Source organism: Embleya sp. L77, from assembly GCF_055557415.1.
Window position 1 is genome coordinate 2121504 of the sequence record NZ_CM145709.1, and the last position, 14394, is coordinate 2135897.

The 14394-nt window shown below is 69.9% G+C and carries 7 protein-coding genes; all 7 read left to right on the forward strand.

Going from position 1 to position 14394, the window contains the following annotated elements; genetic code table 11:
* The first annotated feature begins 93 nt into the window (after nt 1-93).
* The 7 genes from ACZOOI_RS08575 (at nt 94) to ACZOOI_RS08605 (ending at nt 14334) form a co-directional block, all read left to right on the forward strand.
* A complete protein-coding gene (locus tag ACZOOI_RS08575; protein ID WP_465280157.1) occupies nt 94-2358 on the forward strand; it encodes an alpha-1,4-glucan--maltose-1-phosphate maltosyltransferase in 2265 nt (754 codons plus the stop codon).
* Nucleotides 2355-4049, forward strand: coding sequence for a maltose alpha-D-glucosyltransferase (treS, locus tag ACZOOI_RS08580; protein WP_355532028.1), 1695 nt, complete (start codon nt 2355-2357; stop codon nt 4047-4049). The genes ACZOOI_RS08575 and treS overlap by 4 nt, the downstream gene beginning before the upstream one ends.
* A complete protein-coding gene (locus ACZOOI_RS08585; protein WP_465280158.1) occupies nt 4046-5497 on the forward strand; it encodes a maltokinase N-terminal cap-like domain-containing protein in 1452 nt (483 codons plus the stop codon). The genes treS and ACZOOI_RS08585 overlap by 4 nt, the downstream gene beginning before the upstream one ends.
* Before the next feature lie 47 nt (nt 5498-5544).
* On the forward strand, nt 5545-7824 hold the full coding sequence (gene glgB / locus ACZOOI_RS08590; RefSeq protein ID WP_465280159.1) for a 1,4-alpha-glucan branching protein GlgB: 2280 nt from the start codon (nt 5545-5547) through the stop codon (nt 7822-7824).
* Between the two features lie 179 nt (nt 7825-8003).
* Entirely contained in the window at nt 8004-8330 is a 327-nt protein-coding gene (locus ACZOOI_RS08595) for a WXG100 family type VII secretion target (RefSeq protein WP_396006874.1), read from the forward strand.
* Nucleotides 8330-13849: a toxin glutamine deamidase domain-containing protein gene (locus ACZOOI_RS08600; protein WP_465280160.1), complete on the forward strand. Its 5520-nt coding sequence runs from the start codon at nt 8330-8332 to the stop codon at nt 13847-13849. The genes ACZOOI_RS08595 and ACZOOI_RS08600 overlap by 1 nt, the downstream gene beginning before the upstream one ends.
* A complete protein-coding gene (locus ACZOOI_RS08605) occupies nt 13846-14334 on the forward strand; it encodes an SMI1/KNR4 family protein (protein ID WP_391581277.1) in 489 nt (162 codons plus the stop codon). Before ACZOOI_RS08600 ends, ACZOOI_RS08605 begins: the two co-directional genes overlap by 4 nt.
* Nucleotides 14335-14394: the final 60 nt, after the last annotated feature.

The following is a 14394-nucleotide window of genomic DNA, read 5'->3' on the forward strand; positions in this document are numbered from 1 at the left end:
GGGTCCGGCAATCGGGGTATCGAGTGGGTTTCCGTACGGGTGCATCGCGCGCGACGCGCACGGGATGCCCGTCCGTGGGTACAGGAGTTCGGCATGACCAGTTCGGCTGAGAAGGACCCCGGGGGCGCCCGCGCACCCCGGGCGGGGCAGGTCGCGGCCGGCGAGGCCGCGGCACGGAAGACGACCGCCAAAAGGCCGCGGGCCGCCGGGCCCGCGCCCGCGTCGGCCGGAGCATCGGCGGCCGGCCCGACCACGACCGGGGCGGGCGAGGTGCGGGCGGAGTCGGCGAACCGCGCCGCCGCGCCGACCACCGCTGCCGCCAAGTCGCCGGTGCGCGCCGGAAAATCGGCCAAACCGGTGACACCACGCATCGGGCGCATCCCGATCCTCGACGTCGAACCGGCCGTCGACGGCGGCACCCGGCCGGCCCGGGCCGTCCCGGGCGAGACGTTCCACGTGGCTGCCACGGTCTTTCGCGAGGGCCACGACGCGGTGTCCGCCAACGTGGTGTTGCGCGATCCGCGCGGCCGGGCGGGCGCGTTCACCCCGATGCTCCCGGGCGCGCCCGGGACCGACCGGATGCACGCGAGCATCACCCCGACCACCGAGGGCCTGTGGTCCTACGCGATCGAGGCGTGGGGCGACCCGATCGCCACGTGGCGGCATGCCGCCGGCATCAAGGTCCCGGCCGGCCTGGAGGTCGAGCTGATGCTGGAGGAGGGCGCGCAGTTGCTGGAGCGGGCCGCCGCCGGCGTGCCCAAGAAGGACGGCCTGCGGGCGGTCGTACTGGCCGCGGTGGACGCGGTCCGGGACGAGACGCGCAGCCCCGCCGAGCGGCTGGCGGCGGCGAACTCGGCCGCACTGGAGGAGGTGTTGGCCGGGCATCCGCTGCGCGAATTGCTCACCACCTCGGCCCGCTACCCGCTGCGGGTCGAGCGGGAGCGGGCGCTGTACGGGTCCTGGTACGAGTTCTTCCCGCGCTCCGAGGGCGCGGTCGTGGACCCCACCGGCAACCGCCCGCCGCGCAGCGGCACCTTCCGTACCGCGATGGAACGCCTGCCGCAGATCGCCGCGATGGGCTTCGACGTGGTCTACCTGCCGCCGATCCACCCGATCGGCCGAGCATTTCGCAAGGGGCCCAACAACACGCTCGAAGCGGGCGAGCACGATCCCGGCTCGCCGTGGGCGATCGGCTCGCCCGAGGGCGGGCACGACGCGATCCACCCCGACCTGGGCACGATCGAGGACTTCGACGCGTTCGTGGCCAGGGCCGGCGAACTGCGGATGGAGGTGGCGCTGGACTTCGCGCTCCAGGTCTCCCCCGACCACCCGTGGGTGGGCAAGCACCCGGAGTGGTTCCGGCACCGCGCCGACGGCACCATCGCCTTCGCGGAGAATCCGCCGAAGAAGTACCAGGACATCTACCCGATCGACTTCGACGCCGACTTCGAGGGCCTGGTCGCCGAGACGCTGCGGGTGCTGCGGTACTGGATGGCGCACGGGGTGCGGATCTTCCGGGTGGACAACCCGCACACCAAGCCGGTGATGTTCTGGGAGCAGGTGATCGCCACGATCAACGCGACCGACCCGGACGTGATCTTCCTGGCCGAGGCGTTCACCCGACCGGCGATGATGCGCACGCTGGCCAAGGTCGGCTTCCAGCAGTCCTACACGTACTTCACCTGGCGCAACGGCAAGCACGAACTTCAGGAATACCTCACCGAGTTGACCACCGGCGAGGCGTCCGCCTACATGCGGCCGAACTTCTTCGTGAACACGCCCGACATCCTGCACGCCTATCTGCAGTACGGCGGGCCGGCCGCGTTCAAGATCCGGGCCCTGCTCGCCGCCACGCTGTCCCCGTCGTGGGGCGTCTACTCGGGCTACGAGCTGTACGAGCACCTGGCCGTCAAGGCGGGCAGCGAGGAGTACCACGACTCGGAGAAGTACCAGCTGCGCCCGCGCGACTGGGCCGGTGCCGAACGCGAGGGACGCTCGCTGGCGCCGTACATCACCACGTTGAATCGGATGCGCCGACGCCACCCGAGCCTGCAACGTCTGCGAAACCTGACCTTCCATCACGTGGACGACGATGCGGTCATGGCCTTCTCCAAGCGCACCCGTGTGGGTGACGTAGACGACCTGGTCCTGGTCGTGGTGAACCTGGATCCGCACAACACGCACGAGGCGACCGTCGCCCTGGACCTGCCCGCCCTCGGGGCGGACTGGCAGGACACCTTCGCGGTGCAGGACGAGTTCACCGGAGCCGGTTATCGCTGGGGTCGGCACAACTACGTGCGGCTGGATCCCGCGCACGAGCCCGCGCATCTCTTCTCGGTCCGGAGGAACAGCCCGTGATCGTCAACGAACCCGTCCGCGACACCTTCGACGACACCCCGTCGCGGGATCGCGATCCCCTGTGGTTCAAGCGAGCCGTCTTCTACGAAGTCCTCGTGCGGTCCTTCCAGGACAGCAACGGGGACGGGGTGGGCGACCTGAAGGGCCTGACCCAGAAGCTGGACTATCTCCAGTGGCTCGGCGTCGACTGCCTGTGGTTGCCGCCGTTCTTCGCCTCGCCGCTGCGCGACGGCGGCTACGACGTGGCGGACTACACCGCCGTGCTGCCCGAGTTCGGCGACCTCGCCGACTTCGTCGAGTTCGTCGACTCGGCGCACAAACGCGGCATGCGGGTGGTGATCGACTTCGTGATGAACCATACGAGCGATCAACACATGTGGTTCCAGGAGTCGCGGAACAACCCGGACGGACCCTACGGCGACTACTACATGTGGGCCGACGACGACAAGGCGTACGGCGACGCCCGGATCATCTTCGTCGACACCGAGTCCTCCAACTGGACCTACGACCCGGTGCGCAAGCAGTACTTCTTCCACCGTTTCTTCAGCCACCAGCCGGATCTCAACTACGAGAACCCGCGCGTACAGGAGGAGATGCTCGCCGGGCTGCGCTTCTGGCTGGACCTGGGCATCGACGGATTCCGGCTGGACGCGGTGCCGTACCTGTTCGCCCAGGAGGGCACCAACTGCGAGAACCTGCCCGCGACCCACGAATTCCTCAAGCGGGTGCGCAAGGAGATCGACGACAAGTATCCGGACACCGTGCTCCTGGCCGAGGCCAACCAGTGGCCCGAGGACGTGGTGGACTACTTCGGCGACGGCGACGAATGCCACATGGCGTTCCACTTCCCGGTGATGCCGCGCATCTTCATGGCGGTGCGCCGCGAGTCGCGCTACCCGGTCTCGGAGATCCTGGCCGGCACGCCGTCCATCCCGGACAACTGCCAGTGGGGCATCTTCCTCCGCAACCACGACGAGCTCACCCTCGAGATGGTCACGGACGAAGAACGCGACTACATGTACAAGGAGTACGCGAAGGACCCGCGGATGCGGGCCAACGTGGGCATCCGCCGTCGGCTCGCGCCGTTGCTGGACAACGACCGCAACCAGATCGAGCTGTTCACGGCGCTGCTGCTGTCGCTGCCGGGCTCGCCCGTCCTGTACTACGGCGACGAGATCGGCATGGGGGACAACATCTGGCTCGGCGACCGCGACGGTGTGCGCACGCCGATGCAGTGGACCCCGGATCGCAACGCGGGCTTCTCCACGTGCGACCCGGGTCGGCTGTACCTGCCGAACATCATGGACCCGGTCTACGGCTACCAGGTCACCAACGTCGAGGCACAGATGTCCAACGCCTCCTCGCTGCTGCACTGGACCCGCCGGATGATCGAGGTCCGCAAGCAGAACCCGGCCTTCGGGCTCGGTGTGTACAACGAGCTGACCTCGTCCAATCCCAGCGTGCTGGCGTTCCTTCGCGAATACGAGGACGACATCGTGCTGTGTGTTCACAACTTCTCGCGCTTCGCCCAGCCCACCGAGCTGGATCTGCGTCAGTTCGAGACGTACGAACCGGTCGAGCTGCTCGGGGGGGTGACGTTCCCGGCGATCGGTGAGCTGCCGTATCTGCTCACCCTCGCGGGGCACGGTTTCTATTGGTTCCGCCTCACCCGTGGAGAAATGACGCTGTGACGGATTCCACCCGACCCCACGATCCGACTGCCTCCGCGGTGATCGCTCTGCTGCGCGACTGGCTGCCGCAGCAGAGATGGTTCGCCGGCAAGGGCCGGCCTCTTCGTGGGGCCGGCGTGGTCCACAGTCTCGAAGTGGTCTCCGGCGATCCCGCGCTGCACCACATGTTGCTGCGGGTCGAGCACGGCGGCACACCCGAGCACTATCAACTCCTGCTGGGGGTCCGCGAGACCCTGCCGCCCCGGCTCACCCACGCGCTGATCGGCCGGCTGCCCAACGGCCACAGCCTCTACGACGCGGTGCACGACGCCGAACTGACCCGGTGGTTGCCGGAACGGTTCGTCGCGGCGGACACCGTGGGCCCGTTGGCCTTCCACCGCCCCGGCGCACAGGCCCCCGACCCCGAGCACGTCGGCCTGGTGATCGGCGCCGAGCAGTCGAACACGTCGATCATCTTCGGCGACGACGTGATCCTCAAGCTGTTCCGGCGCGTGGTGCCCGGGGTCAATCCCGACCTGGAGGTCTCGCTCGCGCTGGCGGGCGCGGGTTCGCGGCGGATCCCCGCGCCGATCGCCTGGTTCGACATGCCGTTCCCGGACGCGGACGCGGAGCCGACCACGCTCGGCATGCTCCAGGAATACCTGCGCACCGGCACCGACGGCTGGGAACTCGCCAAGACCTCGGTCCGCGACCTGTACGCCGGCCAGGAGGTGCGCGGCGCCGGTCCGCACGCGCACGAGACCGGTGGCGACTTCGCCGGCGAGTCCTTCCGGCTCGGCGCCGCCACCGCCGAGGTGCACGCCGACCTGGCCCGTTCGCTGCCCACCGCGGTGGCGGGGCGCGCGGAGCTGGCCGCGATCGCCCGGGACATGGAGCGCCGCTTGCACACGGCCGCCGAGGCGGTGCCGGAACTGGCGCCGTTCACCGACCGGTTGCGCGAGGCATACCAGGACCTGGAGACGCTGGGCCGGGACGGGCATCCGGTCCCGTTGCAACGCATCCACGGCGACTTCCACCTCGGCCAGGTGATGCGCACCGCCACCCGGTGGGTGTTGCTCGACTTCGAGGGCGAACCGGCCCGGCCGCTGAGCGAACGGCGCTCGCTGCACTCGCCGCTGCGCGACATCGCGGCGATGTTGCGCTCGTTCGACTACGCGGCCCGGCATCTGCTGGCCGGGGGCGGCGGGTTCTGGGGTCGCGGGGCGCCCGCGCCGCACCTGGTACGCCGTGCGGAGGAATGGGCGACCCGCAACCGGGAAGCCTTCTGTGCGGGGTACGCCGAGGCGGGCTCGTTCGACCCCCATTCCGAGCCCGTGCTGCTGCGGGCCTTCGAGACCGACAAGGCCGTGTACGAGGTCATGTACGAGTCGGGCAACCGACCCTCGTGGCTGCCGGTTCCGATGTCGGCGATCCGGCGCCTGGCCGAGCGTGCGCCGCAGCCGCACTGACGATCCGCCGATTCCCGTTCAGCACCAACGTCCCAGGAGGTCCATCCGTGACGGCCCGTCAGGACACCAGCGCGTCACCCGAGGGCGGCGGAGTCACCGGCCGCCCCACCCCGCGTCGGGACAGGCGCCCCCGATCCCGCCCGACCGACATCCCGCTCGTGCCTCCGTTGGCCGCCGACGAGGTGCGCCGCCTGGTGGACGGCGGTCATCACGATCCGCACGCACTGCTCGGCCCGCACCCGAACGTGCCCGGCGTCGACGGCGTGGTGGTGCGGGTGTTGCGGCCGTGGGCCCGCGAGGTGATCGTGGTCACCGGCGAGCGCCGGGTCGAGCTGACCCACGAGGCGGAGGGCCTGTTCACCGGCGTACTGCCGGGCACGGAGGTGCCCGACTATCGCCTGGAGGTCCGCTACGAGGGCAGCGAACTGCACACGGACGACCCGTACCGGTTCCTGCCCACCCTGGGCGAACTCGACATACACCTGATCTCCGAGGGCCGGCACGAGCGGCTGTGGGACGTGCTCGGCGCGCACGTGCGCTCGTACGAGACCCCGAACGGGCCGGTCACCGGCACCTCGTTCGCGGTCTGGGCGCCGAACGCGCAGGGCGTGCGGGTGGTCGGCGACTTCAACTACTGGGACGGCATGGGACACCCGATGCGCTCGCTCGGCTCGTCCGGGGTGTGGGAGCTGTTCGTCCCCGACGTCGGCGACGGCACCAAGTACAAGTACGAGATCCTCGGCCGGGACGGGGTGTCCCGGCAAAAGGCCGACCCGCTGGCCTTCGCGACCGAGCAGCCGCCCTCCACCGCGTCGGTCGTCCACACCTCGACCCACTCGTGGACGGACAAGGAGTGGCTGGAAAAGCGCGCCGAGACCACCCACCACACCTCGGCGATGAGCGTGTACGAGATCCATCTCGGCTCGTGGCGACCGGGCCTGAGCTACCTCGAACTCGCCGAGCAGTTGCCCGCCTACGTCACCGAGATGGGCTTCACCCACGTGGAGCTGCTGCCGGTGGCCGAACACCCGTACGGGCCGTCCTGGGGCTACCAGGTGTCCTCGTACTACGCGCCCACGTCGCGGTTCGGCAGTCCCGACGACTTCCGCCGACTCGTCGACGCGCTGCACCGCGCGGGCATCGGCGTCCTGGTCGACTGGGTGCCGGCGCACTTCCCCAAGGATGCCTGGGCACTGGCTCGGTTCGACGGCACGCCGCTGTACGAGCACCCGGATCCGCGCCGGGGCGAACATCCCGACTGGGGCACGCTGGTCTTCGACTACGGCCGCAACGAGGTGCGCAACTTCCTGGTCGCCAACGCGGTCTACTGGTGCGAGGAGTTCCACATCGACGGGCTCCGGGTGGACGCGGTCGCCTCGATGCTCTACCTGGACTACTCGCGCGAACACGGCCAGTGGGCACCGAACCAGCACGGCGGCCGGGAGAACCTGGACGCGGTGGCGTTCCTCCAGGAGATGAACGCGACGCTGTACCGGCGGGTGCCCGGCGTGCTGACCATCGCCGAGGAGTCCACCGCGTGGGACGGGGTGACCCGCACCACCGAGAGCGGCGGTCTCGGCTTCGGCTTCAAGTGGAACATGGGCTGGATGCACGACTCGTTGGAGTATATCCAGAAGGAGCCGATCCACCGGCAGTACCACCACAACGAGATCACCTTCTCGCTGATGTACGCCTGGAGCGAGAACTACATCCTGCCGATCAGCCACGACGAGGTGGTGCACGGCAAACGCTCGCTGGTGGACAAGATGCCGGGCGACCGCTGGCAGCAGATGGCGAACGTGCGCGCCTACCTCGCCTTCATGTGGGCCCATCCGGGCAAGCAGTTGTTGTTCATGGGCTCAGAGTTCGGCCACGGCGCCGAGTGGTCGGAGGCGCGCGGCCTGGACTGGTGGTTGCTGGACCACGAGGAGCACCGGGGCATCCAGCGCCTGGTCCGCAACCTCAACGCGACCTATCGCGGCAAGCCCGCGCTGTGGACGCAGGACACCCGCCCCGAGGGCTTCTCCTGGATCGACGGCGGCGACGCGGCGTCCAACGTCCTGTCCTTCATCCGACACGGCGCGGCCGGCGAACAACTGGTCAGCGTGTGCAACTTCTCACCGGTGGTTCGCGAGGACTTCCGGGTCGGCCTGCCGCACCCGGGCCGCTGGCGTGAGGTGCTCAACACCGACGCCGGCGAGTACGGCGGTGCCGACGTGGGCAACCGGGACGGGATCCTGGCCGAGGACGTGGAATGGCAGGGTCGACCCGCCTCCGCGCTGATGACGCTGCCCCCGCTGGCCACCGTCTGGTTTGTCCCCGAATAGCAGGCGATACCCCCTCCGGGGGCCGACGTTCGATCCGGAACGTCGGCCCCCGGAAACGTGACACTCCGGCGAATCGTGAATTAGTGTCTTGCCTTCATGCCCCCGGGAGAGGTCCTGTCCGGAAACTGCCGGGGACCGTGCGACAGCCAGAGAGACACGGAACACGGGGGTGTTCTCACATGACGGCGGACGCGGGTACGGGATACAAGGCCCTTCCCTCGGACTTCAAGACGGCGGGCAAGGCCTTCACCGACGCGGGAAGGCGCGTCGGTGAGATACGGGCGACGCTCAAGACGTCCATCGAGGGCCTCGGCGAGTGCTGGGGCGACGACGATCTCGGCAACGGGTTCGCGAAGGAGTACAAGCCCGCCCGGGACAAGGTGCTCGACGCGCTCGAAGCGCTCGCCAAGGGTCTCGGCGAGATCGGCAAGGGCCTGGACACGTCCGCCGCCAACTACCAGAAGACCGAGGACCACAACCGCGAGACCTTCGGCGGCAAGGCCTGATGGCGGTCGAAGCGGGGGAGATCGTCGAGAAGGTCCTCGAACTCCTGGTCGGTGTCGACTGGCCGGAAGGCGACGAGGACAAGTGCGAGGCACTGGGCAAGGCTTGGGAGCACGCCGGCGGTGAACTCGCCAAGGTCGCGGGGGACCTTGCCGCGGCCGTCAACAAGCTCAACGCCGCCAACGAGGGCAAGGGCATGGAAGCCTTCCTTCGGATGTGGGACAAGCTGAGCAAGGGCGACAAGGCGTTCTTCCCGGCCCTGGAAGCCGCCTCCAAGGCGCTCGGCGGCGCGGCGGACGACACGAGTGACACGATCTACGCCACCAAGATCGAGTTCGTCACGATGGCGACCATCCAGGGCGCGGCCATCCTGGCCCAGATCGCCGCGGCTCCGATCACCCTGGGCATCACCGCCGGAACCGCCGCGGCCTCGACCGCCGCGCTGCGCTTCTCCTTCATGCAGGTGCTGCGCCGGATGCTCGGGCGGATCGAGGCGTCGATGGTGCGCCGACTGCTCAAGAACGTCGCCCTCGAAGCACTCTCCGAGGTGCGCGACGACATCATCTCCCAGTTCATCCACATGACCTGGGGCTCGCAGGACGGCTACTCGATCAAGCAGACCGCGCTGGCCGCGGGCGGCGGCGCGGCCGGTGGCCTGGCCGCGATCGGCGTGAACGGCCTCGGCAAGAAGGTCTTCGGCGAGGGCGCCGAACTGGGCGTCAAGGGCGTCACCACCTCGCTGGCCTCCAACGTGAGCGCCGAGGTCGCCGGCACGGTGGCCACCGGCGGTCCGGTGAACTGGGAGACCTTCGCCAGTGGTGGCCTGGGCGGCGCGACCGACCACGGCGCGTCCAAGCTCGGCGACCGGGTGAGCAACGCGTTCAACACCCCCGGCCTCGACCCGCCGAACCTGGGCGGGCCGAACCCGGGCGGCAACAACAGGCCGGTGAACGGCGGCAACAGAATCGATTCGACACTCAACCCGAACGGCGGGAACTCCGGCAACGGCGGAGCGAACGGCGGAGGGTCGAACGGCTCGGGCGGGTCGAACGGGAACGGTTCCGGGAACGGCGGGTCGAACGGCAACGGGAACGGGATCGGGAACGGGAGCGGGAACGGGAGCGGGAACGGCGGCTCGTCGCACAACGCGTCCGGGAACTCGGGTAACTCGGGCGGGAACTCGGGGAATTCCGGGGGTCATTCGGGCGGGGACGAGGGGAACTCCGGCGGTAACTCGGGCAACTCGGGCGGGCACTCCGGGAATACGGGCGGCAACTCCGGGAACTCCGGCGGAAATTCAGGAAACTCGGGTGGCAATTCCGGTGGCAACTCGGGCGGGAATTCCGGGGGTAGCCCGGGCGGGGACCACAGGCCCTCACACGCTCCGGTCGCGACCCAGAGCGCCTCGGCCGCGGCGCCTCCCGCGACGGACGCACCGGGCGGGGTGACCGGCCACGGCAACGACGTGCCACGCGGCGTGCCGAGCCACGACGGCGGCTCGTCGCAGAACAACACATTCGTGCAGGCGCCGCCGAGCGGCGGCCAGCAGCCTGGTGGCATGCCCGGCACCGGCGGTACACCGGGCGCCGGCAATTCCCCTGCGATGGGCGGCTCGCCGTCCGTGACCGGCTCCTCCGGTCCGAGCGGCGGTTCGCCGTCCGTGGGCGGCCCGGCGAGCACCGGCCACGCGGGCGGCGGCGTCCAGACCACGAGTGCCTCCGCGAGTACCGCGCCCACCACGAGCAGTTCGTCCCCGATCGGTTCGACGTCGTCCACGACGCCGTCCTCGGCGTCCGGTCCGAGCACGACCACCAACGTGTCGACGACGAGCACAGCGGCTGCGACGACCCCGGTTGCGAGCACGGGTGCAAGTACGGGTACGGGTACGGGCTCGGGTGCGAGTACCGGTTCGTCACACAACTCCGCTGCCAACAACGGCACTTCGGGCACGGCGAACTCCGCCGGCACGCCGACTGCGACCCGCCCCGCGGGTGGCGCGACGCCGACGACCGGAAGCCCGACCACGGGTGCCCCGACCACCGGCACCCCGAACGGCGCGACGCCGAGTTCGATCACGTCGAACTCGTCCACCTCGAACTCGGCCGATCCGAACTCGGCGACTTCGAACGGCACTTCGCCGTCCACCGGTACGCCGAACGGCACTTCTCCGGACGCGAACCACATTCCGGGTCAGCGACAGGACAGCCCGGCCGACAACACCCCCGCCCCCGCGACCGACCCGACGGAGAGCGGTCCGGACCCGACGTCGGGGCCGACGACGGACGCGAATTCGAACGTCACGCCCGACACCGCGCCGGACACCGGACACCGGCCGGACCCGACGACGGACCCGACCCCGACCCCGGATGCACGACCGGACTCGCTTCGGGACACCCACCAGAATCCGAATCACGACCCGAGCCAGGACCCCGGCAAGGACCCGAACCGGGATCCGAACCGCGATCCGGACCGGGACACGGATCCGACCCCCGACGACCCCGCCGGTCGGCCGGACCTGGCCTCCCATCCGACCGGGGACCCGACGCCCACCCCGGTCCGGGACGGCAACGGCGACACCACGGTCGACGCGACTCCGCAGCCGGGCGGACCGCTGACCACGACGCCGCCCGGCGCGCCGGTGCGGCCGAATCAGGCGGGCCCGTTCCACGACACGATCCAACGCCTCGGCGACCGCATGCGCGGTCTCTTCGGCCAGGGCCCGAACGTCGCGACCACCCCGAACCACGCCACCCCGGCCGCTCCCCCGCCGCATCAGCCCGGCCCGTACCACCAGAACAACAACGCGCCCTCCCCCTACAACGGGACGCCATACGGCAATGGCCCGGTCGCGAACAACCCGTACGCGCAACCCATGCCGCAGCACGCCCCGCCGCCCGCGCCCGGCAGTCCGATCGCGAACCGCCCACCGCTGTCCGCATCGCGTCCGCTCAACCAGCCCGGCGGCCTGCTCCCGCCCAACTGGAGCGACGCGGCGGCGCTGAACAACGCGGTCCCGCGCAATCCCGACGGCACTCCCGTGGTGCATCCGGACCCCCGACTGGGCCGATGGTTCCGGCTGCAAAACGACGGCGGCCTCCAGGTCCCCGGCCGAAACATCAACTGCCTGGACGGCGTACTGGCCTTCGGCCGCACCTGGTTCGGCCGTCCGGAGGTGTCCGCCGCCCGCATGCCGGGCGAGAACACCGGTGAAACCAACGGCATGGCCCGCGCGGCGCAGGAGGCGAACGCGCCGTGGAACCGACTCGGCGTCAACCCGGACGGCAGCAACAACCCGGGTGCCGGCTTCGCTCGGTTGGAAGCGGCGCTGCGGGCCTCGGGGCCCGGCTCGATCTCCTACATCGTCACCGAGTGGCCGCCGCGGAATGTGGTGCAACCGGACGGCTCGGTCAAGGTCGTGCACAGCTCGCACGCCTGGGCCGCGGTCAACGTGGGCGGCGACATCCTCTACGTCGACCCGCAGACGAACCAGATCGCAACCACTCCGCAGCCGAACGCGACAAGCGTCTACGCCATCACGCTGGGCCCGGACGCCCAACCGGTATCCATGTCGCCCCCGCCGGTCACCCAGCCCGTCGCAACACCACCACCTCCGCCTCCGCTGCCGCACCACCAGCACCAGCACCAGCCGCCGATCAACCCGTACAACCAACAGCCGGTGCAGCCCACCCCGTACAACCAGCAGCCGCCGCCGTACGCGCAGCCGCACCACCAGCAGCCACAACCGCCGCCGGTGCAGCCCGCTCCGCACCACCAGCAGCAGCCGCCGCTCCAACCGAGCCCGTACAACGGGCACCAACAACCAGGCCCGTACAACCAGCAGCAGCCCCCGCACGCCCAGCCGCACCACCAGCAGCCGGTACAAAACAACCCGTACAACCAGCAGCCGGTCCAGCCGAATCCGTACACGCAACAGCAGCAGCAACCGCCGTACGCGCAGCCTGCTCCCCACCACCAGGCCCCGGTGCAGCCCGGCCCGCACAACCAGCAGCAACAGCCGGGCCCGTATCACCAGCCACCGCAGGATCCCGGGCCCTACAACCAGCCCACCCCGCACCAGCAACAGCCGGTACAAAACAACCCGTACAACCAGCAGCCGGTCCAGCCCGCACCGCACAACCCGCCGCCGGTGCAGCCCGCGCCGCACCAGCAGCAGCCGTTCCAGACCGGCCCGGTCCACCCCGCGCCGCACAACCCGGCGCCCGGTGATCTGCCGGACAACGTCACGGGTCCGATGCCCGGCTCCGCGCCGAATCCGACCGGGGGCATCACGCCCGGCAGCAGCCCGAACCCGACGCCGGCCACCCCGCCGCCGCCGAGGCACGCCCAGAGCAATCCGCCCGCTCCGATCGACACGACGCCGCCGCTGGCGTCGCCGATGCGGCCCAACCCGAGGCCGCTGGGCGAGCCCGCGACCACGGCGAGCCCGACCGGCGATCGGCCGACCGCGCACGACGGTCGGCGCGACGACATCGAGCGCGAGGTCGCGGCGTTCATGGCGACCCGTCCGGCGGCGGAGAACTTCGACCCCAACGCCGCGACGAACCCCACCCCCGCGCCCAACCCCAACGGCACCGCCCCGAGCAATCCGAACCCGCCGAAGCCGGACGACGTCCGCGGTGGCCAGTCCCCGTACGACCTGCACGCCACCCGCGATCCGTCGTTCATGGCGGACCGCTCGAACCTGACGTGGGACACCCACCGCGGCGACGCCGAGTTCGAGATGCCGCAGAGCGCACGCTCCGACGACCCGCACCCGGACACCGGCGCACCGCCGCGAACCAACCTCAACCGGGCGAAGCTCCTGCGCATGTTCGATGCCGACGGCATCGACGCGCTGGTCGACCACCCGAACCCCGAGGACCTCACCAGCGCCGAGCGGCAGGCCCGGGACGAGTTCGACCGGCTGTTGCGCGGGGACGACGGCGAACTGCTGACCGGCCCCGACCTGGACGCGCGCCGCGCCGAGTTGGCCGCGCGCGGCCGGGACATGACCGGTGCCCGGCGCTACCCGATCAACTCCGGGTACGCGGGCCAGATCGTGCACTTCGCCGCCGCGACGCTGGACAACCATTTTCCCGACGGCGTCTACATCAATCTCCAGGGATATCCGGACTTCACGCCCTACGCGGTCCGCACGATCAATCTTCCGCATACCGTCATCGCCCCGCCCGAACGCAGCGACTTCCCGCCGGGGCCGGACGGCACCAAGAAATTCAAGGAAGCCCGCGCGGAAGCGAACGACGACCAGCGCAAGCTGGATATCCGCCAGGGCAATGCGGAATTCCGGAACGATCCGATGTGGGCGGGCGTCCGGCCGGGTCGTAGCGCACCGGGTTACGTCTGGCATCACGTCGAGGGCACACGAACCATGATGCTCATACCGTTCGCAGTACACTACGCGGTGAAACATCACGGCGGGATCGCCAGTGCCATGGCCCCCGATCCCTCGGCCAATGGCTCGACCGGCACCTCGAACGGCAACCCAGGAGCTCAGCAGTGACCGTCGAATTGACGCCGCGAGGGACACTCTCGGAAGAAGCCCTGCGCGAACTCGAAGGGAAACTCGGGTTCGCCCTGCCGGCCGAGTATCGCGCCTGGCTGGCCGCGACCAACGGCGCCGATTTCCCGGTCGCGGCCCAGCTCATGCCACGTGGCCTGGATCCCGAGGACGACCTCTACGGCTACCGCACGGGCGGCGATCCGCACACCGAGTTGCTCTACGCCCACGGCTATTGCCGGGACGTCCTCACCCTGGATTATCTGCCGGTCACCCGACTCACCACCGGAATCGTGGCGATCAAGGTCACCGAACCGGAATCCGGGTCGCTCTGGTATTGGAGCGAATCGACGCTCGACACCGACGAGGAATACACCCCGGAATACATCTCGGCCAACAACCTGCGCAAGGTGGCCGATACGTTCGCCCAATTCCTGGAGCTGTGGGAGATCGATCCGACCTCCCCGTTCCTGGATTCCGAGTCCTGAGGTGGGAGCGATGACACACCGCCCCGCCCCGATGAAATACCGGACATGAAGGAGAGGACC

Excerpts from the sequence above, each read along its gene's own strand:
- ACZOOI_RS08575 (WP_465280157.1), top strand. The coding sequence starts at position 94 with ATGACCAGTTCGGCTGAGAAGGACCCCGGGGGCGCCCGCGCACCCCGG.
- ACZOOI_RS08595 (WP_396006874.1), top strand. The coding sequence starts at position 8,004 with ATGACGGCGGACGCGGGTACGGGATACAAGGCCCTTCCCTCGGACTTC.
- ACZOOI_RS08600 (WP_465280160.1), top strand. The coding sequence starts at position 8,330 with ATGGCGGTCGAAGCGGGGGAGATCGTCGAGAAGGTCCTCGAACTCCTG.